The 25,122-nt window shown below is 73.2% G+C and carries 21 protein-coding genes; 13 read left to right on the forward strand and 8 right to left on the reverse strand.

The window, feature by feature from the left end; translation table 11 throughout:
* The first annotated feature begins 22 nt into the window (after positions 1 to 22).
* The gene (locus tag C1701_RS14885) at positions 23 to 493 is read left to right on the forward strand and encodes a hypothetical protein (RefSeq protein WP_026419278.1); all 471 of its coding nucleotides are present in this window, start codon (positions 23 to 25) and stop codon (positions 491 to 493) included.
* A gap of 51 nt (positions 494 to 544) precedes the next feature.
* A complete protein-coding gene (locus C1701_RS14890; protein ID WP_026419277.1) occupies positions 545 to 1,027 on the forward strand; it encodes a GNAT family N-acetyltransferase in 483 nt (160 codons plus the stop codon).
* A 181-nt stretch (positions 1,028 to 1,208) separates the two neighbouring features.
* Here the strand turns inward: C1701_RS14890 and C1701_RS14895 are convergent, their stop codons facing one another.
* The 3 genes from C1701_RS14895 to C1701_RS14905 all read right to left on the reverse strand — a co-directional run bounded on the left by C1701_RS14895 (position 1,209) and on the right by C1701_RS14905 (position 3,317).
* Positions 1,209 to 1,748, reverse strand: a complete 540-nt coding sequence (locus tag C1701_RS14895) for a GNAT family N-acetyltransferase (RefSeq protein WP_030105020.1) — start codon at positions 1,746 to 1,748, stop codon at positions 1,209 to 1,211.
* Between the two features lie 33 nt (positions 1,749 to 1,781).
* Complete coding sequence (locus C1701_RS14900) at positions 1,782 to 2,366, reverse strand: histidine phosphatase family protein (RefSeq protein ID WP_026419275.1); 585 nt, start codon at positions 2,364 to 2,366, stop codon at positions 1,782 to 1,784.
* A gap of 339 nt (positions 2,367 to 2,705) precedes the next feature.
* Positions 2,706 to 3,317: a dTDP-4-dehydrorhamnose 3,5-epimerase family protein gene (locus C1701_RS14905; RefSeq protein WP_026419274.1), complete on the reverse strand. Its 612-nt coding sequence runs from the start codon at positions 3,315 to 3,317 to the stop codon at positions 2,706 to 2,708.
* 325 nt (positions 3,318 to 3,642) lie between these two features.
* Here C1701_RS14905 and C1701_RS14910 point away from each other — a divergent pair, with 325 nt between their 5' ends.
* Entirely contained in the window at positions 3,643 to 4,803 is a 1,161-nt protein-coding gene (locus C1701_RS14910) for an NAD(P)-dependent malic enzyme (protein ID WP_030105021.1), read from the forward strand.
* Positions 4,804 to 5,365: 562 nt separating this feature from the next.
* Positions 5,366 to 8,263, forward strand: coding sequence for a sensor domain-containing protein (locus C1701_RS14915; protein WP_103056043.1), 2,898 nt, complete (start codon positions 5,366 to 5,368; stop codon positions 8,261 to 8,263).
* Between the two features lie 40 nt (positions 8,264 to 8,303).
* Here C1701_RS14915 and C1701_RS14920 read toward each other — a convergent pair whose 3' ends face one another.
* A complete protein-coding gene (locus C1701_RS14920) occupies positions 8,304 to 9,983 on the reverse strand; it encodes a bis-aminopropyl spermidine synthase family protein (protein WP_245588849.1) in 1,680 nt (559 codons plus the stop codon).
* Positions 9,984 to 10,075: 92 nt separating this feature from the next.
* Between C1701_RS14920 and C1701_RS14925 the strand changes: the two genes are divergently transcribed.
* The 4 genes from C1701_RS14925 to C1701_RS14940 are packed head-to-tail and all read left to right on the forward strand — an operon-like array spanning position 10,076 to position 13,521.
* The gene (locus C1701_RS14925; RefSeq protein WP_103056044.1) at positions 10,076 to 11,233 is read left to right on the forward strand and encodes an ABC transporter ATP-binding protein; all 1,158 of its coding nucleotides are present in this window, start codon (positions 10,076 to 10,078) and stop codon (positions 11,231 to 11,233) included.
* Entirely contained in the window at positions 11,230 to 11,904 is a 675-nt protein-coding gene (locus tag C1701_RS14930; RefSeq protein WP_103056045.1) for an ABC transporter permease, read from the forward strand. Before C1701_RS14925 ends, C1701_RS14930 begins: the two co-directional genes overlap by 4 nt.
* The gene (locus tag C1701_RS14935) at positions 11,901 to 12,683 is read left to right on the forward strand and encodes an ABC transporter permease (protein ID WP_245588848.1); all 783 of its coding nucleotides are present in this window, start codon (positions 11,901 to 11,903) and stop codon (positions 12,681 to 12,683) included. Before C1701_RS14930 ends, C1701_RS14935 begins: the two co-directional genes overlap by 4 nt.
* Positions 12,616 to 13,521: an ABC transporter substrate-binding protein gene (locus C1701_RS14940; RefSeq protein WP_245588847.1), complete on the forward strand. Its 906-nt coding sequence runs from the start codon at positions 12,616 to 12,618 to the stop codon at positions 13,519 to 13,521. The genes C1701_RS14935 and C1701_RS14940 overlap by 68 nt, the downstream gene beginning before the upstream one ends.
* A gap of 150 nt (positions 13,522 to 13,671) precedes the next feature.
* Here C1701_RS14940 and C1701_RS14945 read toward each other — a convergent pair whose 3' ends face one another.
* From C1701_RS14945 to C1701_RS14955, 3 genes are all read right to left on the reverse strand, one after another.
* The gene (locus C1701_RS14945) at positions 13,672 to 14,478 is read right to left on the reverse strand and encodes a choice-of-anchor P family protein (protein WP_030105025.1); all 807 of its coding nucleotides are present in this window, start codon (positions 14,476 to 14,478) and stop codon (positions 13,672 to 13,674) included.
* Between the two features lie 71 nt (positions 14,479 to 14,549).
* The gene (locus C1701_RS14950; RefSeq protein ID WP_103056046.1) at positions 14,550 to 15,419 is read right to left on the reverse strand and encodes a L,D-transpeptidase; all 870 of its coding nucleotides are present in this window, start codon (positions 15,417 to 15,419) and stop codon (positions 14,550 to 14,552) included.
* 859 nt (positions 15,420 to 16,278) lie between these two features.
* Positions 16,279 to 17,082 (reverse strand): IclR family transcriptional regulator, encoded by an 804-nt coding sequence (locus C1701_RS14955; protein ID WP_103057055.1) that lies wholly within the window; start codon positions 17,080 to 17,082, stop codon positions 16,279 to 16,281.
* A 197-nt stretch (positions 17,083 to 17,279) separates the two neighbouring features.
* Between C1701_RS14955 and hutH the strand changes: the two genes are divergently transcribed.
* From hutH to hutI, 5 genes are all read left to right on the forward strand, one after another.
* A complete protein-coding gene (gene hutH, locus C1701_RS14960; RefSeq protein WP_103056047.1) occupies positions 17,280 to 18,869 on the forward strand; it encodes a histidine ammonia-lyase in 1,590 nt (529 codons plus the stop codon).
* A 150-nt stretch (positions 18,870 to 19,019) separates the two neighbouring features.
* Positions 19,020 to 20,678, forward strand: a complete 1,659-nt coding sequence (hutU, locus tag C1701_RS14965) for a urocanate hydratase (RefSeq protein ID WP_035292531.1) — start codon at positions 19,020 to 19,022, stop codon at positions 20,676 to 20,678.
* A gap of 121 nt (positions 20,679 to 20,799) precedes the next feature.
* Entirely contained in the window at positions 20,800 to 22,026 is a 1,227-nt protein-coding gene (locus tag C1701_RS14970) for an allantoate amidohydrolase (RefSeq protein ID WP_030105032.1), read from the forward strand.
* Entirely contained in the window at positions 22,023 to 23,363 is a 1,341-nt protein-coding gene (locus tag C1701_RS14975) for a formimidoylglutamate deiminase (RefSeq protein ID WP_026419262.1), read from the forward strand. The genes C1701_RS14970 and C1701_RS14975 overlap by 4 nt, the downstream gene beginning before the upstream one ends.
* Positions 23,364 to 23,481: 118 nt before the next feature.
* Positions 23,482 to 24,642: an imidazolonepropionase gene (hutI, locus tag C1701_RS14980; RefSeq protein WP_026419261.1), complete on the forward strand. Its 1,161-nt coding sequence runs from the start codon at positions 23,482 to 23,484 to the stop codon at positions 24,640 to 24,642.
* Positions 24,643 to 24,695: 53 nt separating this feature from the next.
* Here the strand turns inward: hutI and C1701_RS14985 are convergent, their stop codons facing one another.
* Positions 24,696 to 24,878 carry a DUF6104 family protein gene (locus tag C1701_RS14985; RefSeq protein ID WP_026419260.1) on the reverse strand — a complete coding sequence of 61 codons (183 nt, stop codon included), beginning with the start codon at positions 24,876 to 24,878 and terminating at the stop codon, positions 24,696 to 24,698.
* Positions 24,879 to 25,122 lie beyond the last annotated feature (244 nt).

The raw sequence follows: 25,122 nt of genomic DNA on the forward strand, positions 1-25,122 counted from the left end.
CCCCATCCCGTGAGGTGTCCCCGTGCGCTCCGAGTCGCCGCCGCGGTCCGTCCGACTCGCCGGACTTCTCGTCGCCCTCCAGGGGCTCGGGGGTCTCGGCTTCGTCGCGGTCTTCCTCACCAGGGAGATCGGCGGCGTCGGGCAGGAGACCGGCGGGAGCGGGTTCGGCCACGTCGCCTACTTCAGCCTGCTCAGCGTCGGCGTGCTCGCCATCGCCGCCGGGCTGCTGCGCGGTAAGCCGTGGGCCAGGACACCGGCGCTGTTCGTGCAGATCCTGCTGTTCGCGGTCGCCTGGTACGCCTTCGGCCCCTCCGAACAGCGGCTCGCCGGCGTCGCCCTCGGCGCCGTCTGCGTGGCGACCTTCGTCGCGCTGTGCACCATCAGGGCCCGCCTCTGGTCGGTCAACCTGACCGAGGAGGAGCTGGCACGGCGGGCCGGAGAGCCTCTCCCCGCCGGGGCCGGGCCGGGGGACGATCGTCCCGAGAACTCCTGACCTCGTCGACCCGACCGTCGAACCCGATCACGGACGCCGGAAGGACCTCTGATGCGTTTCCGAGAGGCGAACTCCGCCGACTGGCCCAACATCTGGCCGATCTGGCACCGGATCGTGGCCGAGGGCGAGACCTACATGCTGCCCGACGTCGGCCAGGACGAGGCGGCGAGCTACTGGATGCTCCCCCCGCCGGCGAAGGTGTTCGTGCTCGAGGAGGACGGCGGGCTCCTCGCCACGGCCCTGCTCAAACCGAACCAACCGGCCGGAGGCGACCACGTGGCCAACGCCTCCTTCATGGTCGACCCTGACCAGGCCGGTCGCGGGCTCGGACGACGTCTCGCCGAGTTCGTCCTCGCGGAGGCGGCCCAGGCCGGCTACCTCGCGATGCAGTTCAACGCGGTCGTCGAGACCAACACCCACGCGGTCCGGCTGTGGAAGTCGCTCGGCTTCGAGGTGCTCGCGACCGTCCCCGACGCCTTCCGCCACCCCCGTCTCGGCCTCGTCGGCGCGCACATCATGCGTCGCGCGCTCTGAACCACCCGGGGCCGAGGGGGATCGCACGGCGGTCGGGGACCCGCCGACGTCTCCGACGGGCGACGCGTCCGCTCGTCGAACCGGTGCGGCGCGGGCGCCACGACCGGGTCTGACGTCGTACGCGTCGCCCCGCCCGCCCCACGGTGGGCCGCGGCGGTGCCAGGCCCCGGGTCGAACGCGTTCAGCCAGAACCGGTCGGGAGCGGGGCTTCGGTTCCCGGCTTCCCGGCTCCCACCGGATCGGCCGAACCCAACGCGGCCAGCGGGCTCCCGGTCAGGCGGAACACGGTCCACTCGTCCATCGGCACGGCGCCCAGTGAACGGTAGAAGGCGATCGTCGGCTCCAACCAGTTCAGCACCGACCACTCCAGACGGGCGTAACCGCGCTCGACGCACAGCTCCGCCAGCGCGGCCAGCAACGCCCGCCCGAGACCCTCCCCCCGCCGGTCCTGGGCGACGAACAGGTCCTCCAGGTAGATGCCGTGCGTGCCCCGCCACGTGGAGAAGTTCAGGAACCACAGGGCGAAGCCCACCACCTCACCACCCACCTCGGCGACGTGGCCGAACAGGGCGGGTTCGGGACCGAACAACGCGGTCCGCAGGGCGTCGGCCGTCAGGTGGCACTCGTGCGCCGCCTCCTCGTGCGCGGCCAACTGGTGCGCCAGCTCCACCACTCGGGTGACGTCACGGGGTTCGACGCGGCGAACGCGGGAATCGGGCATGATCGTGGGGACGCCTTCCTCGACGGGGCCTACCTACCGGCCCCAGGATCCCAGGTTCAGCGCCTGGAGCTGCGGCGTCCCCCTGTCCACCCCCAGCACCGCCGCGCCCCCGGTCAGCATCGAGAAGTGCGCGGCGGTGGAGAACGGGAGGCCGAGCCAGCGGGCGATCATCACCCGGCTGAGATGGCCGTGGCCGACGAGGACGACGTCCCGGTGCGGGAGGGCGTCCCGGACCCGGTGCAGGACGCGGTCTGCGCGGGACGTGACCTGGGCCGCGGTTTCCCCGTGGGGAGCGGGATGGGTCCAGATCGACCACCCGGGGAGCTCGCGGCGGATGTCGGCGGTCGTCCTGCCCTCGTAGTCCCCGTAGTCGATCTCGCGGAGGTCCTCACTGACCTCGGTGTGGTCGAGCCCGGCGAGTTCCGCCGTCCTGCGGGCGCGCTGCCGAGGGCTGACGAGGACCAGCGGTGGGGGGCCGGTCGGGAGCACCCCGCGCAGCACCTCGCCGGCCCGCACCGCCTGTTCCTCGCCCACCGGTGTCAGGGGGACGTCGGTGCGCCCGGTGTGACGACCAGCGAGGGACCAGGGCGTCTGCCCGTGGCGGACGAGGAACACCAGGGGACGCCGATCCCCAGGCTGGTCGGCGGGTGCGCCGGTCCCGGGACCCGCCGGGCTCACGTCGGCCTCCCCGAACGCGGGAGGCCACCCGTCCGGACCGGGAGATCCCGGGAGGGGCCCCGCCCCGTGTTCGGCGAACTCGTGGCCCCGCGGCCGGCGGCGCCCTGCGGGAGAAGGCTCGACCGGCGCGCCGTCGTGGGCTTCCCGACCGGGTCGGGTGGAGGCGGGGGCATGGGTCCTCCTGCTGGTGGCCGGGGTACCGCGTCGACGTGCCGGACCCTACTCGTGGCCGGGTCGATCCACCGCTCGACGCCGTGCCCCGGGGCGGGGTCGAGCGCGTCAGGCCCCGCCCGGGTCGGCCGGCCTCCCGTACCAGGCGAGGCAGTCCTCGTACCGGGGCAGCAGGCCAGCCTCCTGGGCCTCCCGCAACGTCGGTGCGCTCCGGTCCTTGTCGGACAGGACCAGTCCGTCGTGCTGGGGCAGTGGAAGTCCGAGCTCGGGGTCCAGCGGGTTGATGCCGTGCTCGGAGGCCGGCCGGTACCCGGTCGAGCAGAGGTAGGTCAGGAGGGTGTCATCCTCGAGCGCGACGAGCGCGTGACCGAGACCCTCGGCGAGGTAGAGCGCGTGGAAGTCGAGCGAGTCCAGGCGGACCGCCTCCCACCGGCCGAAGGTCGGGGAACCCACGCGAATGTCGACGACGATGTCGAGCAGCGCCCCCCGGGGGCAGTAGACGTACTTGGCCTGGCCCGGTGGCACGGCCGAGAAGTGCACGCCGCGAACGGTGCCTCGCCGGGACACGCTGTGGTTGGTCTGGGCGAGCCGGAATGGTCGCCCCACCGCCTCCACGAACGCGTCCTCCTGGAACGGTGCCACGAACAGCCCGCGGTGGTCGGGGAAGACGGAGGGGATGAACTCGACGGCTCCGGCGATCTCAAGCTTGCGTACCTGCACACCGGGCAGCGTATGAGGTCGTCTCCGCGACCGGAGGAGGGGCCGGTGCGGCCGGAGCCGCCCACCACGCCGGTACCGCCCTCGTCGGTGCGTGCCGGATCCCGGGCGGGGCGTGGTGGGGACGTGCACGGACCCTCACCTTTCGCTGGCCCGGCCTTGGGGAGTCCGCCGAGGCGCTGTCACACTGTCCGGCACCGCGTCGTCGCCGCGTGGCCAGACCCCGAGCCCGCGCCCACCGCCCCGCCCCGCCCAGTTCCTTGTCGGCCCACCGCGCCGTCCCCCTCACTGGAGCCTGGTGGCGGTGCCATCGCTCAGTTAGGACGACATGACAACGCTGGACACCACCTCGCCACTGACCGACTCCGAGATCCTCGAGGGACACCGAGGGGGGAAGCTCGCCGTCAACCTCACCCGCCCCCTGGTCGACGCGCGGACCCTCTCGATCGCCTACACGCCCGGCGTGGCCAGGATGAGCCGTGCCATAGCCGACGACCCGGCTCTCGCCGGTACCCACACCTGGGCCGGTCGGCTGGTGGCCGTCGTCAGCGACGGCACCGCCGTGCTGGGTCTCGGTGACGTGGGACCCCGTGCCGCGCTCCCGGTGATGGAGGGGAAGGCGGCGTTGTTCAAGGAGTTCGCGGGTCTGGACTCCATCCCCCTCGTGCTCGACACGACCGACGTCGACGAGCTCGTCGAGACCCTCGTCCGGCTCCGACCCTCCTTCGGTGCCGTCAACCTGGAGGACGTCGCGGCCCCGCGCTGCTTCGAGCTGGAGGACCGCCTTGTCGAGGCGCTCGACTGCCCGGTCATGCACGACGACCAGCACGGCACCGCGATCGTGGTGCTCGCCGCGCTGCGGGGAGCCGCCACGGTGGTGGACCGCGCGGTCGAATCGCTGCGGGTCGTGATCTCCGGCGCGGGCGCCGCCGGTGTCGCGTGCGCGCGCATCCTGCTGGCGGCCGGCGTCGCCGACGTCACGGTGCTGGACTCACGGGGGGTGCTCCACGTCGGGCGTGACGACCTGAACCCGGTGAAGCGGACCCTGTTGGGGCGCACGAACCCGAGGGGGCTCACCGGTGGGCTGGCCGAGGCGCTGGCGGGGGCGGATGTCCTCGTCGGGGTGTCGTCCTCCCCCGTGCCCGAGGAGTTGGTCGCGTCGATGGCCCCGGGAGCCGTGGTGTTCGCGCTGTCCAACCCCGACCCGGAGATCCACCCGGACATCGCCGCGCGGCACGCGTCGGTCGTCGCGACCGGGCGCAGCGACTTCCCCAACCAGATCAACAACGTGTTGGCCTTCCCCGGGGTGTTCCGGGGAGCGCTGGACGCCGGAGCCCGTCGTATCACCGAGCGGATGAAGCTCGCGGCCGCGGAGGCCATCGCCCGGGTGGCCCTGCCGGGCCTGAGGGCGGACCGGGTCGTGCCGAGCGTGTTCGACCCGGCGGTCGCTCCGGCCGTGGCCGAGGCGGTGGCCGGCGCCGCCCGCTGAGGGCGGCCGCCCCGGATGCCGGTCGGCGGGCGCTCACCGCCGCCGACCGGCCCGTTCCGAACCCGTGGGTCTTGGTGGAGCGAACTCGCCGGGAATCACTGAATTGTGCGAGTAGTTCGCGCGGAAACTCTCTCTTCCGGGTGAAGATGTGCGTTGGTTGGTCACGCAGAGCGCCCAAAACCCGCCCTTCCGCAATTCGGACGACCAATCCGCGCGGGTAAGCCCGTTACGGAATGATCCTCGCCGCTGGCCCGGCGCCGCCGTGGGGGATACCTTGCAGCGACCGGGGTCAGGCCCGCTCCCGCGGGGACCCGACTTCGGGCGGACCCGTGTGCGGCTGGGAGGATCGGTCCGGCGACCAGCGCACTTGACTCAAGCTTGACACTGAATGGATGTGGAGACTCGGGTGGCGGTCAACCGCGCGACTCCGGACGGTGTCCTTTCCCTCGCCTGTTCAGGGGAGAGCTCCGCACCTGCCAATGGAGTACAACCGAATGTGTCCACTCGGCATGTTCCGTGGGACAACGCTCTGCCTCTGGGGCCCGTGCGGGAGGATGAGACCGTGACCGACCCGGCCCAGCGCGCCGAGATCAGCGTGGATGCGTGGCGCGCACGCTGCGGCGCAGCGGACAACCCCCCGGAGGCCCAGGCCTCCACGCCGACCGAGCTCGACCGGCTGACCGCGCTCACCGTTCCGGCGGCGCTGTGCAGCGACGGAGACGTCGTCGAGTACGCGAACGAACCCTTCGCCAGGTTGCTGGCGGCAGGCGGCGTCGACGACCTCATCGGCAAGGACCTCGGCAGCTTCCTCGTCCGGGCGGGCGCGCTGGGCGCGCACCGGCTCTCCCGGCTCGACGGCTCCGAGACCACGGTGCGACTGTCGGTGTGGCCGACGGGGAACGGCCGCGATCCCGCGCTCCGCCTCGTGCTCTGCACCCCCTGTGACGAGGAGCGGCCGCCGGGGGAGGCCGTACCCGCCGCCCCGGCCGCGCCCCGCGCCGCCCGCGTGCCCACCGGGCAGTTCCCCGACGTGGGCTGGTTGACCGACGCCCAGGACCTCGCGGAGGCGGAGCGGCTCGCCGGGGTGGGGAGCTGGACCTACGACCCCGCCACCGAGGAGATGTACTTCAGCCAGGGCGCCTTGGAGATGTTCGCCCGCCACGGCTACGACCTGGACGACCCGCTGGCCAACGTGCACCCCAACGACCGGGACGCCACCGCCACCCTCATCAACGACGCGGGGCGGAACCGGATCGAGATGGAGTTGCGCGACCTCACCGGTGAACACTTCTTCATGCTCCGCGCCCGACCCGACTTCGACGAGTCCGGCGAGGTCATCCGTTGGCTGGGCACCCTCCAGGACGTCACCACCATCCGGGAGAACGAGCGACGGCTCCGGGAGCGGCTCCGACGTTCCGAGGACGCCGAACGAGTCGCCATGTTGGGCATCTGGGAGTGGGACCCGGTCACGGACGAGTGCCGGTGGTCCGAGACGATGGCGGCGCTCGTGGGCGTGTCCTCGGACCTGGACCTGACCTACGGCAGCTACCTGAGCTTCGTCCACCCCGACGACCGGCAGTGGGTGGACCGGCTCTGGCGCCAGCTCGCCGTCAAGCACGAACCGGTGTCCTGCGAGCACCAGATGGTCACGGCGGACGGCGCGGAGCGGATCTTCCGGTGCAACGGCGCGGCCGTCACCGGCCCGGACGGCCGGGTGACCCTGGTGGGCACCGCCCAGGACGTGACCGAACACCGGGCCGCCGAGGCCATCGTGGAACGCTCCAGCCAGCGCTTCGCCGACCTCGTGTCGATCACCCCGGTGGGGATCGGGATCTTCGACCACTCCGAACGGTTGGTCGACGCCAACGACGCGCTGTGCGAGCTGCTCGGCTACGACCTCGACCAGCTGCGGGGCATCACCGCCGAGGAGATGACCCATCCCGAGGACCGCACGGCGCGGTCCCGCTCCGCGGCCTGGATCACCGAGTCGGGGGAGAAGAGCTCCAAGGTCGCGCAGCGCCTCCTGGTGCGGTCCAGCGGGGAGCCGGTGTACTGCGAGCTGCACATCGCCATCTCCGTCCAGGACGACGGGAGCCGGTTCTGGCTCGTCGTCTTCCAGGACATCACCGAACGCCGCAGGACCGCGGAGGCGCTCCGCCACCAGGCGACCCACGACGACCTGACGGGGCTGCCCAACCGGGCAGCGGTCAAGGAGTTGTTGGGGAAACTGCTGGCCACCGTCGACCCCGACCAGCTCGCCGTGCTGTTCTGCGACATCGACAACTTCAAGCGGGTCAACGACTCCCTCGGCCACGACGCGGGAGACGAGCTGCTGGTGGCCCTGGCCCGCAGGCTGGAAGGGGGACTCCCCCCGCACTGCACGGCCGCGAGGATCTCCGGTGACGAGTACGTGGTGATCTGCTCCGACGTCGCGGCCGTCGGAGGTGTCGACGCGCTCGCCACCCGGGTGGCCGGCCTGCTGCGCGCCGCGGTACCGGTCCACAACCAGCTGGTCCGCGTCTCGGCGTCCATCGGGGCGGCGGTGCCCACCGGCGCCACCTCCACGGGCGCCGACCTGCTGAGGTTCGCGGACGCGGCGATGTTCGAGGCGAAGCGGGAGGGCGCCGGGCGGGTGTCGCTGGCCAGCGCGGCCCTCATCGCCTCGGCGGACCGCCAGGTGCACCTGGAAGGCCAGCTGCGGGACGCGCTCAGCCGGGACGGGCTCACCCTGCACTTCCAGCCCGTCGTGGGTGCCGACGGTTCGGTGCAGACCGCGGAGGCCCTCGTGCGGTGGCCGCACCCGGACCGGGGTCTGCTGTCCCCGGACATCTTCCTGCCGGTCGCCGAGCAGGGCGACCTGCTCCGCGAGCTCGACCGTTGGGTGCTCAGGACCGCGTTGCGGGAGGCCGCGTCCTGGCCGGAACCCGACGGGCGGCAGGTGGGGGTGGCGGTCAACCTGGCCGGCCTCGTGCCCGGTGTTCCCGACTTCGTCGAGTCGGTGATCAACGCGGTGTCGGAGAGCGGGATCGCCTGGGACCGGGTGATCCTCGAACTCGTCGAGACGAGCCTGATGGACCTGCCCTCACGAGTGCTCAACGCGATGGGGCAGCTGGTGGACCGGGGCGTGCGGTTCGCCGTGGACGACTTCGGGACCGGCTACTCCTCCCTCGCCAGGCTCAAGGAACTCCCGGCCCAGATCGTGAAGGTGGACCGCCAGTTCGTCTCCGGAGTGGGCACCGACCCCTCCGACTTCGCGGTGGCCCGCGCGGTGGTGGACATGGCCAGGGCGATGGGGCGCAGCTGCGTCGCCGAGGGCGTCGAGACGGCGACGCAGTTCCACGTCCTCCGGGGTGTGGGCGTCGACGCCTACCAGGGCTGGTTGTTCTCCCGTCCCGTCCCGCCCAAGGAGTTCCGGGCCGTCCTGGGACTCGGCCCCCTCCACGTGCCCAGGGCGGGCTGACCGGTAACCCGAGGTCGGTGCCGGAGGAGGGAGGCCCGGGTCAGGAGGCGCGCACCGCCGCCAGCAGCTCGGCCAGCCGGTGCCGGGGGAGGTCGATGAGCCGCTCGGCGAGGTCCTCCCGGCGAGGCGCCAACCGGCGCACCAGCTCCCGCGCCTCCTTCTTGTTGAGGCTGACCCCGTCGGCTGCCCGCCGGCGGATCAGGGCCTCCCGCCATACGTTGTCGACCCGCCCGTGCGCCCTGCGCAGCAGTTGGCGGGCGCACCACTCACCCTCGGCCAACCGCGAACCGGTGCGGTCCGCCGGCCGTGCCGGGTCCTCGGCTGGACCGGCCGGGGTCGCCGCGATCACCGCCTGCCCCCGGCCGGGGACCCCTCGGTGGAAGCGGAGCTGGTACCGCCCCTCGAGCAGGCCCGCGAGCCGTCGCTGCCCTGCCTCGTCCACCACGTCGGGGTGGCCGTCCGGCACCAGCACCGCGACCCGGTCGGCCGAGGCCGCCAGCAGGATCCGGAGCGGGCCGAAGCCCTGGTCGCCGGTGGCGTCGGCGAGGAGCACGCCACCCGGGGGCCCCACCGGCTCGGACCAGTCGACACGGCGTGGCGCGCTGTCGTCGTCGGTCGCGCCCACCAGGTCCCGCAGCCGTGAGGTCCAGTCCGCCGTCCGCTCGGCCGTCCGACCAGCGGCCTCCACCGACTGCGCCCCGTGGGTGTAGATGTTGCTGGGAGCGTCCTGCGGTCGCCGACCCGCTCCGCTGACCGGTCGGCAGACGTACAGGTCGCTGCTGCTACCGATCGCCTGCGCCCCCACGTAGCGGTCGAAGTCGGGCAGGATCGCCTCGAACAGCAGACCGAGCCGCCCGAGCTGGCGCTGCACGGTCAGCCCCAGCCGAGGTGTGCGCGCGCTGTACCCGTAGGCCACGAGCAGCCGGCCGGTCCCGGCGCGGAGTGCCTCGACACCGCGAGCGGCGAACAGGCCGATGCCCTCCTCGGTGTAGGGCGGGTCGGTGAAGACGAGGTCCGCCTGCCGCACCGCGGTGGGCGGGAGCCCGAACCGCAGGTCCGCGTGCAGGCACCGGACGCGCAGGCCACGGCGGGTGGCGATGGTGTCGATGTGCTCGAGGACGCGCTCGTCGAGGTCGACGACGGTGATGGGGAGGTCGGGGCACAGCCCCCCGAGGGCGAGCGAGGTGAGGTCGTGGTCGCCGAGGAACATCACCCTGGCGTCCACGAGGTCATAGGTGTCGCGCAGCCACAGCGCCCGGTTGACCACGCTCGTCGGCGTCGCCGGCACGTGGTCGAGGTGCGGGAGCGGCGGCGGACCGGAGGCGATGTCCTCGGTGGTCGTGGCCACCAGGTCGGCGTGGTCCTCGAAGCCCGGTTGGCGGGGTTCGGAGGGAGGGCGGGACACCCGGCCGAGGAGGGGGCGGTACTGGGCGACGCGGTCCGGGCGGAGCCGGAACTCCTCCTCCTCACCCCGCCGGGAGATCCGGTCCAGGTCGGGGCCGAGCGCCGTCAACAGCTCCTCCACCGTGCGCCGGGGTACCGCCGCCAACCGGACGGCGTCGGCGAGGGAGACGGGCCCCGCCACGATCAGCGCGAGGACGGCGCGGACCCGGTCCCGGTGGATGCCGGCCTCCTGCGACAACCCGGCCACGGCGGCCAGCGCCGTGTCCGTCACGTCGTCCGGGCGTTCGGCGTCGGCGCCGTCCTGCGATGTGGCCACAGTTCTCCCACTCTACGGACGAGCCCCGGTAGGCCACGTGCCCGGTGGCACTTTTGGTCGCCGTGGTGCCCCGTTCCGTCTAGGGTCGAGCGATGACTTCGGCCGGCGAGTGGCCGTGGCGAGAGCTTGGGGGGGCTCGGTTGATCGAGTTCCAGTCGGTCACCAAGGCGTTCGACGACGGGACCGTCGCCGTGAACGACCTGGACCTGACGGTGGAGGCGGGCACGATCACGGTCTTCGTCGGACCGTCCGGTTGTGGCAAGACGACGTCCCTGCGCATGGTCAACCGCATGGTGGAGCCCACCTCGGGGCGAGTCCTGGTCGACGGTCGTGACGTCCGGTCGGCGGACCCGGCGTCGCTCCGCAGGGGGATCGGGTACGTCATCCAACACGCGGGACTGTTCCCGCACCGCACGGTGCTGGACAACGTCGCCACCGTGCCCCTGCTGGCCGGGTGGACCCGGAGGCGGGCACGGTCCAGGGCGGCCGAGCTGTTGGAGGTGGTCGGTCTTCCCGAGGAGGTGGGACGCCGCTACCCGGCGCAGCTCTCCGGAGGCCAGCAGCAGCGGGTGGGAGTCGCCAGGGCGTTGGCCGCGGACCCTCCCGTGCTGTTGATGGACGAGCCGTTCAGCGCGGTGGACCCCGTGGTGCGCGAAGGCCTCCAGGACGAGCTGCTGCGGTTGCAGAGCGAACTGGACAAGACCGTCCTGTTCGTCACCCACGACATCGACGAGGCCGTGCGGGTGGGTGAGCGGGTGGCGGTGTTCGCCACGGGCGGCGTGCTCGCCCAGTACTCCGAACCACCGGAGCTGTTGGCGCGGCCGGCGAACGACTTCGTCGCCGACTTCGTCGGTCGGGACCGGGGGTACCGGGGGCTGTCGTTCGTCGCGGGCGCCGCGTTGCGGCCCGACGAGGTGGAGACCGTCACGGTCGGAGCGCCGGGCGTGGTGTCCGGTGACGAGTGGCTCTTGGCCCTCGACGAGGACCGGCGTCCCCGGGGCTGGTTGCGGCCGAGGGCCACCGTGGCGGGTCCGCTCAGCGAACAGGAGCTGGAGCCGGGCGGCTCACTGCACACCCTCGGCCTGCCGCTGCGCGGTGCCCTCGACGCCGCGTTGTCCTCGCCCTCGGGGCGGGGAGTCGTCGTGGACCGCGACGGTCGAGCCGTGGGTGTGGTCACGGCGCACCAGGTGCTCGAACTGCTGTCCACCGAGCGGGCCGCCGCCGACTCCGAGCCGGAGGGCGGACGGTGACCCTGGACGAGCTGGGTCGCTACCTCGGCAGCCCGAGCAACCGCGAGCAGCTCGCCGAGCAGTTCGGCCAGCACGTCTACCTGTCGCTGGTCCCGCTGCTGCTCGGGCTGCTGGTGGCCGTTCCGCTCGGGTGGGGAGCGCAGCGGCTCCCCTCGGTCCGCGCGGTGGTCTTCGGCGGGGCGAGCGTCCTCTACACCGTGCCGTCGCTGGCCCTGTTCGTGGTGATCCCCGGCATCATCGGGACGAGGACCCTGGACAGCATCAACGTGGTGGTGGCGCTCACCCTGTACACGGCCGCCCTGCTGGTCCGGTCCGTGGTGGGAGCGCTGGACGCGGTGCCCGGCCCGGTGACCGCCGCCGCCACCGCGATGGGGTACCGCCCGTTGCGGCGGTTCCTCACCGTCGAGCTGCCCCTGGCCGTGCCCGTGCTCACGGCCGGGGTCCGGGTGGCGTCGGTCAGCAACATCAGCCTGGTCAGCGTTGGCGCGCTCATCGGAACGGGTGGCTTGGGTGTGCTGTTCACCGAGGGCTTCCGCACGCGGTACCTCGCGCCGATCCTGGTCGGGATCGTGCTGACCCTCCTCCTGGCCCTGGTGGTCGACCGGGCGCTGGTCCTGGCGCGGAACCGCCTGACCCCCTGGACGAGGTCGACCCCGGGAGGCGCCCGGTGATCCCGCAGCTCATCGAGTGGTTGACCGACCCGGCGCACTGGCGCGGCCCGGACGGCATTCCGAAACGACTCCTGGAGCACCTCTACTACTGCCTGGTCGCCGCCGGGTTCGCCACGCTCGTCGCCCTGCCCGTCGGCCTCTTCATCGGGCACACCGGGCGGGGCGGGACGCTCCTGGTCGGCGCGGGCAACGCGTTGCGCGCACTGCCGACGCTCGGCCTGGTCACCTTCCTCTACCTGGTCGTCGGGGGCACCCAGACCGCGACGCTCATCGGGCTCGTGGTGCTCGCGGTGCCGCCGATCCTCGCCGGCGCCTACTCGGGTGTGCAACAGGTGGACCGACGGGTGGTGGACGCGGCCGTCGGTGTGGGGATGACCCGCTGGCAACGGCTCTGGCAGGTGGAGGTGCCCAACGCGATGCCGCTGATCCTCGGCGGCATCCGCAACGCCGTGTTGCAGGTGGTGGCGACCGCCGCCGTCGCCGCGTACGTGGGTCTGGGCGGGCTCGGGCGGTACGTGCTCGACGGGATCCGCGCCGTGGACTACCCGAAGGTGCTCGCCGGCGCGCTGCTGGTCGCCCTGTTGGCGATCCTGCTGGACGTGGTGCTCTCCGGGGTGCAGTGGCTCGTGGTGCCAGCCGGGTTGAGAACGGCTGGTGTGGGGGATGTAGGACGACGCCGGCCGAGACGGCCGGCACGACGGGAGGTTCGTGGTGAGACGACGGACACTGGTGGTGGCCGTGTCGACGGCGGCGCTGGCCACGGCCTGCGGAAGCGGTGATCCGCTTTCGGAGGACACCGGGCCGGGCAACGATGGCGGGGGGTCGACGACCATCACGGTCGGGTCGGCGGACTTCGCCGAGAACCAGATCCTGATGGAGATCTATGCCGAGGTCCTGCGGGGAACCGGGGCGGAGGTCAACACCGAGCCCGGCGTCGGCAGCCGGGAGTTCCTGGTCGGTGGTCTGGAGGACGGCTCGTTGACGGTGGTCCCCGAGTACACGGGGAACCTGTTGTACTACGTGGACACCGATGCCGGCGAGACGACACCGGACGACGTGTACGGGGCGCTCGCCGAGCGGCTGCCCGAGGGGCTCGCGGTGCTGGACCAGGCCGAGGCCCAGAACTCGGACGTGCTCACCGTCACGGAGGGCACGGCGGGTCGGTACGGCCTGGAGACGCTGGACGACCTCGGCGAGGTCTGCGGTGAGCTGGTGCTCGGCGCGGCGGGCGAGTGGCGGGACCGCTGGGCGTCGCGCATCCAGGAGCTCTACGGGTGCGAGTTCGCCGAGATCCGCACGACCGATGCGGGCGGTCCGATCACGATCGACAACCTGGACGACGGGACGGTGGACGTCGCGAACCTGTTCACCACCATGCCCGCCATCCAGGAGCACGGTTTCGTGGAGCTGGAGGACACCCGGCAGATGTACCCGGCGCAGAACGTCGTCCCCCTGGTGCGGGACGGGGATCTCAGCGCCGAGCAGCGGGACGCGCTGAACGAGGTGAGCGCGCGCATCAGCACCGACGACCTGACCGAGTTGGCCCGTCGGGTCGAGGTGGACCGGGAGAACTACGTCGACGTGGCACGGGACTTCGTCGAGCGGGTCCTCGGCTGAGCGCCGCCAGGGTGCGGTCCCACGCCGGTGGGGCGTGACCGGGACTGGTCACGCCCCACCGGCCTCGGGAGGAGGCGGTCCCCGGTGTCCCGGGGCGGCGGATCGGCGCGGGTGATCCGCCTGGAGCACCGAGGTGACGTGGCTGTCAGGTCATCCGGTCACCGGGTGGTGCCCGGGTACCGGAGTGGGTCGGGGCGCGTGGCCGCCGCCGGGACCGGGGTCGCCCGGCTCCGCGTCGCCGGGCTGATTGTCCTTGTTTCCGGGGCCACCGGGGTCGGGGGACTCGCCGGGCCGCTCATCGGGGTCCTCCTCGCCCGGAGGGGCGGGAGCCTGGCCCCCCTCATCCGGTCCTTCCGGTCCGGTGCCGCCGTCGCCGGCGTCGCCGCAGGTGGCGGAGGCGATGTCAATGGTCTGGAGGCCGACCACCCGGATGGACAGCGCCGTGACGGTCAGGGTCCCGTCCTCGTTCTCCACCTGCTTGTTCAGCAGCACCTCCGCGATCCCGGGCACCTGGACCCCAGTGTTCGGGCCGACACCGGCCTCCAGCGCGACACCGCCCAGGGAGGCGCCGACGACGGTGGAGGTGCCCTGACCGTTCTCGCATTCGGCGGTGATGACGTCGGCGTTGAGGTCGGCGAGGCCGAGGTCGAGCAGGGACACCTCACCCAACCCCACCCTCAGGTCGGTGACGCTGGCCCTGGCGTGCCCCTCGCCGGCGGCCGCGTTCAACGCCCCGACGCGCACCAGGTCCAACGGGACGCCGACCTCGGCGACCGACCTCTCCTGGTAGCCGGCCGCGCTGTCGAGGTGGGGCAGGGGCTCCACCGTGAGCAGGCCGCGAGCGGACAGGGCGAAGGCCGAACTCGGGGCCTGGTCGGCCTGGGCGGCTGGCGTGAGGACCAGGCCGGCGCTCACCGTCGCGGCGAGGACCCCGAGGGTGGCTGTTCTGCTGGGCACGGTTGGCGTTCCTTTCTGGGGCCTCCGACGTGGCCGGAGGATGGGACGGGATCGGTGCGGGGAGTGCGGGCTCAACGGACCAGGACGACCGTGCCCAGTGGCAGGGTGATCAGCAGGTCGAGGGCGTCGTCGGGAACCCGGACGCAACCGTCGCTGGTCTCGGTTCCGAAGGGTGTCCCGTCAGGCCAGCCGTGGATGGCGACGGTGCCGGGTCCGCCCGCGTAGGTCTGGTGGGTGTCGGAGTGGGCGCCCAACGGCAGGGTGTAGGGGCTGAAGTCGGTGACGGTCTCCTGGATGGAGGCCATCACGAAGGTGCGGCCGGTCGGAGTCGGGGCTTCGGCGCTGCCGACACCGACGGTCCACCGGCCGATCTCCTCCCCTTCCCGGGTGACGGTGAGGGCGAAGTCCGCGAGGTCGACCGTGACGAGGAAGTCGTTGCCCGCCTCCTCGAGGTCGTCGTCGGCGTGGAGCCAGCCCGTGGAGCCGTTCGGCCGGGAGGGCAGCAGGACCTGGAGCCAGTCGCCGGCGCGGTCGACGACGGGCAGCCAGGTCGGCGAACCGAGCTGGCGCTCGGGGAGGCGCGCGACGGGCGCGCCACCTGGTTCCCCGTACACCGGCACCTCGGCGTGGGCTCGGACGACGGTGCCGGTGCCGGGGTCGTGCGGAGCGGGGTCGACGGGGGCGTCGGGGACGTCGCCGAAGGTGCTGGCCTCCGGCAGCCCGGCCAGTTCGGTGTCCGTCACCGCGACGGGACGCACGTCCCCCGGCGCCGGGGTGGGCTGGGCGGGCATGGATTCCGAGGCGGCGCAGCCGGCCAGCACCGCGACCAGGCAGGTGAGCAGGACGGCGAGGACGGGCCGGGGAGGACCGGGGTGCGGGACGGCCGGACCGCCGGGGGCGGGCACGAGCCGGTTGGGCACGGAAGTCCAGGGCAGCGGCATCTCGGGGTTCCTTTCCCGCTGGTGGCAGCGGTGGAGGCGGAGGGGACGGGGAACCGGTCCCACCGGTCGGAACTGGGTGTCGCACGGAGGGCCGGCGCACCGAGAGGTGCGCGGCGGTGCGCTCGGCGCGTGGGGCGGCCCGTGCGGGAGCGGCTCGTCGTGCCGGGGTGCCCGAGGTGGGCTGGGCACGCGCGGTGCGTGGTGGCTACCGGCCACCGGTCCGGTGTCCCTCCGGAGGGGCGCGGTGCCGAGGCGACCCGTCACACCGCCGCTGGATGTCGGGGGTGCCGGGGTGTTCGTGGGGGTGCGGCGTCGTCGGAGGATCGCGCGGTGTACCCGGCGGGCCCGCTGATCGGCGGGCGCCCGTCCTGGGTGTCGCGGTCCTCGGGTGAGGTGTCGCGCGGTTGTCCTCACCGACGACGTGGTGACCCCTCCGCCGCTGTCCCGAACGAGCGGGGCGTCGGCGAGGAGCATCGCGGGCGGCCGACGATCAGGCAAGACCGGAGGCCCGGCGCCACCGGGTTCCCCACCAGGGCATACCGCGCGTTCCCGCTGGTAGATCGACCGCCAGCTTTTCACTCGATGGGGTGAGGTTCTGGGTGCTGTGTCGCCTCGGAGGGATGGTGTGGCGCAGCGTTCCCGGACGCGACGTGTCCGATTGTCGAACTCCTGCTCGAAAGCGTGGGTTACCGACCAACCTGTTCGAGTGGGAGCCGTCACCGTCCGCTCGCGGGTACCCGTCCGGGGAGCCGGTCATGATGATCCGCTGGACACCTCGGCGGGCCAGGGGCGGAGGACGCCCCTCCCGCGCAAGCGCGAGCACGCGACCGGCGCGGTTCCTCGTCAGTGGGACCCGTCCTCACCGGGTACGAGTCCGACCCCGCCCGAGACCGCCGATCCGCGCGGTCAGCTCCCCGGCGGTGCGGGTCACCGGTTCCGCGAGGTCCGGCCACTCCTGGCCACACTCCTCGACCCCCTCGCACACGTGCCGGAACGTCAGGCTCACCGCCGCCACCGCCCGGCCGGCGTGGTCGAGCACCGGGGCCCCGACCGACGCCCAGGACTCCGTGACGCAGCCGTCCTCCACCGCCCACCCCCGGCGGACCTGCCGGGCCAGCAGAGCGCGGAGCTCGGGCAGGGTTCGCGGCCCCCTCCCGGTACGGCGCACGAAGCTGCCGGCCCGGGGGAACAGGGCCCGGACCTGAGCCGAGGGCAGCCCACCCAGGATCGCCCGGCCGGACGCCGGCAACGTGGCCGGCAACCGCACCTCCTCCCGCGTCACCAGGGTCTGCGGTGTCGGCGGCTGGGCCTTCACCAGGTAGACGACCTCCGCGCCGTGCGGGACGACGAGCTGCGCCGGATGCCCGGTGGCCGCCGCCAACCCGGTCAACAACGGACGGCCGAGCCGTTCCAGGCTGCGCGACGCGGAGTGCGCCGACCCCAGATCGGCCGCCGCCCACCCGAGCCCGTACCGGTGCTCCTCCGGGTAGTGCACCACGAACCCGGCGGCGACGAGCTCGCCCAACAGGTGGTAGGTCGACGAGCGGGGCAGGCCGACCTCCCTGGCGAGGTGAGCGGCCGAAACCGGCGAGGGCCGGCTCCCCAGGGCCCGCAGCAGGGCGAGGCCCCGCCGCAGGGCCGGAACATCGCTGCTGTCCCCCACCCGAGCCTCCCGTCCAGCTCCGCCACCCGGCGGGACCGCCCCGCCCACCACCACCGCACCACCCGGCTCGGACAGCCGGCCCCGGGACCGGTGCGGGCCCGCCCCCTCAGACACCACCTGGTGCGAGTCTGGGATACCAGACGCCTCCCGGCTGGTGTCCGCTTGGCGCCCCGCCCTCATCGCGCTGTGATGGAGGCATGTCAGCCCACGCGATCGCGGTCGGCCCCGGGCCCCTCACCGCCGCCGAGGTACTCGCCGTGGCCCGCGCCGGCGCCCCCGTGCGCCTCACCCCCGAAGCGAGGGACCTCGTCGTCGAGTCCAGGGAACGAGTCCGAGGGCTCGCAGCCGAACCCCGCGCCGTCTACGGCGTGTCCACCGGCTTCGGGGCACTCGCGACCCGCCACATCCCGGCGGACCGACGCGCCGACCTGCAGCGGTCGCTGGTCCGATCCCACGCCGCCGGCACCGGCCCCGTCGTGGAGACCGAGGTGGTCCGCGCCATGATGGCGCTGCGCCTCCGGACGCTGGCGGCCGGCAGGAGCGGGGTGCGACCGGCGACCGTCGACGCGTTGGTCGGAATGCTCAACGCGGGCCTCACCCCCGTCGTGCACGAGTACGGGTCGCTGGGGTGCTCCGGAGATCTCGCCCCGCTCGCCGCCGTCGCGCTGGCGTTGATGGGGGAAGGGGAGATCACCGACACGGAAGGGCGCCGACGCCCCGCCGCCGAAGCCCTCCCCGCCGCGGGGCTCCGGCCCGTCGAACTCGCGGAGAAGGAAGGGCTCGCCCTGACCAACGGCACCGACGGCATGCTGGGCATGCTGGTGCTCGCCGTCGCGGACCTGCGTCGACTGCTCGACATCGCGGACGTGACCGCCGCCATGACCGTCGAAGCCCTCCTGGGCACCGACCGCGTGTTCGCCGACGACCTCCAGCGGCTCCGCCCCCACCCCGGGCAGGCGGTGGCCGCGGCCAGGATGACCGCGCTGCTCGCCGGGTCCGAGATCATGGCCAGCCACCGGGGGCCCGAGTGCCCGGTGGTGCAGGACGCCTACTCGCTCCGCTGCGCGCCACAGGTCCACGGCGCCGCGAGGGACACGCTCGACCACGCCGCTTCCGTCGCCGAACGGGAACTCGCCAGCGTGATCGACAACCCCGTCGTCCTGCCAGGCGGGCGGGTCGAGTCCAACGGCAACTTCCACGGCGCGCCCCTCGCCTACGTGCTGGACTTCCTGGCCATCCCGCTCGCCGACGTCGCCAGCATGGCCGAACGGCGCACCGACCGGATGCTCGACGTGCACCGCTCCCACGGACTACCACCGTTCCTCGCCGTCGACGCCGGCGTGGACTCCGGCCACATGATCGCCCAGTACACCCAGGCCGCCGTCGTCTCCGAGCTGAAACGACTCGCCAGCCCCGCCTCGGTCGACTCCATCCCCAGCTCCGCGATGCAGGAGGACCACGTCTCCCTCGGCTGGTCGGCGGCGCGCAAGCTCCGACGAGCCGTCGACGGACTGACCTCGGTGCTCGCCGTGGAGCTGGTCACCGCCGCGCGGGCCCTCGACCTCCGGGCCCCGCTCCGGCCGGCGGCGGCCACGGGAGCCGTCCGCGACCTGCTCCGCGTGACCGTCCCCCCGCCAGGACCCGACCGGCACCTCGCACCGGAGATCCACGCCGCCGAGGACCTGGTTCGCGGCGGGCAGGTGCTCGACGCCGTCGCCGAACATCTCCCGGACGGACTGGCCACCCACCACGACCACCCCCCGGCGGTGGAGCCCCGACCCCACTGACCGGCGACCAACCGGGACGGGGACGAGCCAGGCCCCGGCCCCACCAGTCCCAGCACCTCGGAGGCACGAACGCCTCGCGCCTCGCGCCCCCGCCGGACCCGACAGCGCACGACCGCCCACCCTCGCCACCCCGACAACGTGGAGGTCACCGTGAACCCAGGACCACGAGCGGTGCGCGCCGCCCGAGGCACCAACCTGACCGCCAGGAGCTGGAGCACCGAGGCCCCGCTGCGCATGCTGCACAACAACCTCGACCCCGAGGTCGCCGAACGCCCCGAGGACCTCGTCGTCTACGGCGGGACCGGCAGGGCCGCGCGGGACTGGGCCAGCTTCGACGCGATCACCCGCGAACTGACGCGGCTCGACCAGGACGAGACGCTGCTCGTCCAGTCCGGGAAACCCGTCGGCGTCCTCCGCACCCACGAATGGGCTCCGCGGGTGTTGATCGCCAACTCCAACCTCGTCGGGGACTGGGCGACCTGGCCCGAGTTCCGCCGCCTGGAACACCTCGGCCTGACGATGTACGGGCAGATGACCGCCGGGTCCTGGATCTACATCGGCACCCAGGGCATCCTTCAGGGCACCTACGAGACCTTCGCCGCCGTCGCCGCCAAACGCTTCGGCGGCAGCCTCGCCGGGACCCTGACCCTCACCGCGGGGCTGGGTGGCATGGGCGGAGCCCAGCCACTGGCGGTCACGATGAACGGCGGCGTCGCCCTCGTCGTGGAAGTCGACCCGGCCCGGGCCCGCCGCCGGGTCGACACCCGGTACCTCGACGAGGTCGCCGACGACCTCGACGACGCCGTCCACCGGGTGCTCGCGGCGCGCCGGGAACGCCGCCCGCTCTCGGTCGGCCTGGTCGGCAACGCCGCCGAAGTGCTGCCCGAACTGCTGCGCCGCGGCGTGGACGTCGACATCGTCACCGACCAGACCTCCGCCCACGATCCGCTCTCCTACCTGCCCGCCGGCGTCGCCCTGGAGGAATGGACCGACTACGCCAGGGCCAAGCCCGACGAGTTCACCGATCGGGCCAGGGCGTCCATGGCTGAGCACGTGGCGGCCATGGTCGGCTTCCTCGACGCGGGGGCGGAGGTCTTCGACTACGGCAACTCGCTGCGGGGGGAGGCGCGGCTCGGAGGGTACGAACGAGCCTTCGACTTCCCGGGATTCGTCCCCGCCTACATCCGCCCCCTCTTCTGCGAGGGCCGAGGGCCGTTCCGCTGGGCCGCCCTCTCCGGGGACCCCGCCGACATCGCCCGCACCGACCGGGCCGTCCTGGACCTGTTCCCCGACAACGAGCCCCTGGCCCGCTGGCTCCGGCTCGCCGGCGAACGCGTCGCCTTCCAGGGGCTCCCGGCCAGGATCTGCTGGCTGGGACAGGGGGAACGCGCCGAGGCCGGCGCCCTGTTCAACGACCTCGTCGCCACCGGGGAGGTCAGCGCGCCCCTCGTCCTCGGCCGCGACCACCTCGACACCGGCTCGGTGGCCTCCCCCTACCGGGAGACCGAGGGAATGCTCGACGGCTCCGACGCCATCGCGGACTGGCCCCTGCTCAACGCCCTGGTCAACACCGCCTCGGGCGCGACCTGGGTCTCCCTCCACCACGGAGGCGGGGTGGGCATGGGGCGGTCCCTGCACGCGGGCCAGGTCACCGTCGCCGACGGCACGGAACTCGCCGGCCGCAAGCTGGAACGCGTGCTGACCAACGACCCCGCCACCGGTGTGCTCCGCCACGCCGACGCCGGCTACGCCAGGGCCGTCGAGGTGGCCGACCAGGCGTCGCTGCGCGTCCCCGTCCCGCGAGACTGACGGCCCGGCCGACCGCCGGGCGCACCAACTGGTGGACACGGAGGACGGACGGGAACGACGGCTGGATCTTGCCCGTCGGCGACCGTACCGTTCGAGAGGACGGCATGGGAGGGAGCGAGCCATGGCGGAAGGTGCTACCGGCCTGCTGGCCGGGATCGAACGAGTGGGAATGGACCGCAGGCGGGGTGGTTTCTCCCGCCACGGCTTCGACTACGCGGAGATGGAACTGCGCGAGTGGTTCAGTGAACAGGCCGACCGCCGAGGCCTGGATGTCCGCCCCGACCGCAACGGCAACCTGTGGGCCTGGTGGGGACCACCAGGGCCCAACGCCATCGTCACCGGGAGCCACCTCGACTCCGTTCCCGGTGGCGGCGCGTTCGACGGTCCGCTCGGCGTGGCCTCGGCACTGGCGGCGGTGGACCTGCTGCGCGCCCGCGACCACGTACCCCGCCGCCCACTGGCGGTCGTCGTGTTCGCCGAGGAGGAAGGCGGCCGGTTCGGGGTGCCCTGCCTCGGTTCCCGACTGCTCACCGGGGGCATCGTCCCCAAGGACGCCGCCCGGCTGATGGACGGCAACGGCATGACCCTCGCCGAGGCGATGAGCGGTGCGGGCCTCGACCCGCAACGCATCGGTCGCGACGGCGAGGCACTGCGCCACATCGGCTGCTTCGTCGAACTCCACGTCGAACAGGGCCGAGGGCTCGTCGAACTCGACGCCCCGGTCGGACTGGCCACCTCGATCCTGGCCCACGGCCGGTGGCGGCTCACCTTCTTCGGCGAGGGCAACCACGCGGGCGCGACCCCGATGTCCGACCGCCGCGACCCGCTGGTCCCCGCAGCCCGGACCGTGCTGGCCGCGCGCCGCATCGGCGAATCCGTACCCGGCGCCCGCGCCACCGTCGGAAGGCTCAGCCCGAACCCCGGCGGGACCAACGTCATCTCCTCCAGCGCCGACCTCTGGTTGGACGCCAGAGCCGCCGACGACGCCGCCACCCGCGCTGTCGTCGAACAGGTCACCGCCGCCGCCAAGGACGCCGCCGCCGACGAGGGCTGCGAGCTGCTGGTCGTCGAGGAGTCCTACGGCGGCCCCGTCACCTTCGACGAGGGACTCCGCCGAACCCTGTCCGCGACCCTCGGGGACGTTCCCGCGTTGCCGACCGGGGCCGGCCACGACGCCGGGATCCTCGCCGCCGAGGTGCCCACCGCCATGTTGTTCGTCCGCAACCCCACCGGGGTCAGCCACGCACCGGCGGAGCACGCCGAACCCGCCGACTGCGAAGCGGGCGCCAGGGCGCTGGCCACCGTCCTCGGCCACCTGACGAGCACCACCGGGAGAACCCCGTGGTGAGGCGTTGGTGGGCGCCCTACGCGCTCGTCGGCAGCGAACTGCCCAGAGTGGAGTGGGGCGTCCTGTTCGAGGAGGACGACGGCCGCCTCACCAGGGTCGTCCCCGGCGTCGCCGCCCCTCCTGACGCCACCCGGCTGACCGGGCTTGCCGTGCCGGGACTGGCCAACGCCCACTCGCACGCCTTCCACCGCGCCCTCCGGGGCCGCACCCACTTCCAGGGCGGGACGTTCTGGACCTGGCGACGCCAGATGTACTCGCTGGCGGAGCGGTTGGACCCCGACAGCTACCGCCGCCTCGCCCGCCTCGTCTACGCCGAGATGGCCCTCGCGGGGATCACCTCGGTCGGCGAATTCCACTACCTGCACCACGACATCGGCGGCATCCGGTACGACGACCAGAACGCTATGGGGCTCGCCCTGGTCGACGCCGCCCGGGAGGCGGGCCCGCGCATCACCCTCCTCGACACCTGCTACCTCACCGGCGGCATCGACAAACCGTTGGAAGGGGTGCAGCTGCGGTTCGGCGACAACGACGCCCACGGGTGGGCCGTGCGGGCCGCCGACCTGGCCGGTCGACCCGAGACCGCCGCACCCGGAGTCCGGATCGGAGCCGCGATCCACTCCGTCCGCGCCGTCCCGGCCTCCGGCCTCCGCGTGGTCGCCGACTGGGCGACCAGCCACGGGGCCCCGCTGCACGCCCACCTGTCCGAGCAGCGCGCCGAGAACGACATGTGCCGGGCTGCCCACGGCTGCACACCGACGGAGCTGCTGAGCCGGCACGGAGCCCTCGGCCCCGACACCACCCTGGTGCACGCCACCCACCTCAGCGTGCCCGACATCACCGAACTCGGCGCCTCCGGCGCGTCGGTCTGCCTGTGCCCCACCACCGAACAGGACCTGGCGGACGGCATCGGTCCGGGCAGGGCACTCGCCGACGCCTGCGGCACCCCCGCCCTCGGCAGCGACGGGCACTCCGTGATCGACGTCTTCGCCGAGGCCAGGGCCGTGGAACTCCACGAACGTCTGCGAACGGAGACCCGCGGCCACTTCACACCGCAGGAACTGTGGAGCGCCGCGACATCCGCCGGGCACACGGCCCTGGGCTGGCCCGACGCGGGCTGGCTCGACACCGGGGCCCGCGCCGACATCGTCACCCTGGACCTCGACAGCGTGCGGCTGGCCGGCGTCGACCCCTCGGCGGCCATCCACGCCGCCACGGCCTCCGACGTCGTCGACGTCGTCATCGACGGCGAGCAGGTGGTCTCCGCCGGAATCCACCTGCGCGTACCCGACGTCAGCGCCGAGATGAGGGAGGTGATCGGTCAGCTGTGGGGGTGAGCCTGGCCGCGCCCGGACCCGTGCCGGACATGGCGCTCGGGGGCACGCGAGCAGCAGCGACCCCGTGGCTGGCTGGCCAGGACGGAACGGGTGACCGTGCGGAAGGGACGGAGCCGCCATGAGCGCGACGCTGATCACCGGGATCGGCGAACTGACCACCAACGACCCGGACCTGGGCCGCCCCTCGTCGTCGGCGGTCGTACTCGACGCGGACCGCGTCGCCTGGGTCGGGCCCGAGGACACCGCACCCGCGGCCGACCTCCGCGTGGACGTGGAAGGCCGCGCCGTCCTCCCCGGCTGGGTGGACAGCCACACCCACCTCGTCTTCGCCGGGGACCGGACCGCGGAGTTCGAGGCCCGGATGGCCGGGGAGCCCTACCGGGCGGGGGGAATCGCGACCACCGTCGCCGCCACCCGGTCAGCCACCGACGACAGCCTGCGGGACACGCTGCGCCGCCACCTCGCCGAAGCCGCCAGCCAGGGCACCACCTGCGTGGAGACCAAGACCGGCTACGGGCTGACCGTGGCCGACGAGGAACGGGCCGCGCGGATCGCCGCCGAACAGGCCGACGACGTCACCTTCCTCGGCGCGCACCTCGTCCCACCCGGCACCGGGGCGGCGGCCTACCTCGACCTCGTCACCGGACCGATGCTCGAGGCCGTCGCCCCGCACGTCCGCTGGGCCGACGTCTTCTGCGAGACCGGCGCCTTCGACCTCGACCAGTCACGCCGGGTGCTCGCCGCCGCCTCGGCACGCGGCCTCGGCCTGCGGGTCCACGGCAACCAACTGGGCCCCGGGCCAGGAGTGGAGCTCGCCGTCGAGGTGGGAGCGGCCAGCGTCGACCACTGCACCCACCTCAGCGGTGCCGACATCGACGCCCTCGCCGGCTCCGACACCGTCGCCACCCTGCTGCCCGCCTGCGACCTCTCCACCCGGCAACCACCCGCTCCCGCCAGGGAGCTCCTGGACGCCGGGGCGACCGTTGCCTTGGCCTCCAACTGCAACCCGGGGTCGTCCTACACGTCCTCCATGGCGTTCTGCGTGGCCACCGCCGTGCTGCAACTCGGCATGTCGGTCAGCGAGGCAGTGCGAGCGGCCACCTGGGGCGGTGCCAGGGCACTGCGCAGGGAGGCCGGGCCAGGGGCGGTGGGCGTCCTGCGGCCAGGGGCCAGGGCCGACGTGCACGTCCTGGACGCGCCCTCGGCCACCCACCTGGCCTACCGGCCAGGTGTTCCCCTCACCTGGGCCGTGTGGCGGAAGGGGCACCGCATCCGCTGAACGCGGGGGAGCGGCCGCGTGTGCTCCCGAGATCCCGCCGGGTACCAGGTCGCTCAGTCCGCGTCCTCGTCGCCGTCGTCCCGCGCGAGGTAGGTCGCCAGTCGCTCCACGGCATCCTCGAACCGCGGGTTCTCGTCGACGAAGGCACGCAGCCTGTCGGCGAGGTAGCCGAAGGACACCTCCTCGTCGCCCCGGCGGTCCTCGAGTTCCTCGATCCCACGGTCGGTGAAGTACATCGCTGCCTCCTGGACAGCCCGCGAAGCGCATCTTCGAGTACGGGTGAACGCACCGGCCTCCAGGGCCGGTCACGTCGGCCACCGGCACGGCTCGCGGCACACGGGGTGCGGGTGCGCCCTCGCAAGATACAGCTCCGACCCGGGGGACCGCGGGAAGACCGCCGAAGGGCGCACCGCTGCTCCTGACCCGAGGGAGGAACGCCACCGTTCCCCCAGTCCTCGCGGTTCCCGCGCCGGGGAGAAA

The sequence above is a fragment of the Actinoalloteichus sp. AHMU CJ021 genome (assembly GCF_002895405.1).
Classification (GTDB): Bacteria; Actinomycetota; Actinomycetes; order Mycobacteriales; family Pseudonocardiaceae; genus Actinoalloteichus_B; species Actinoalloteichus_B caeruleus.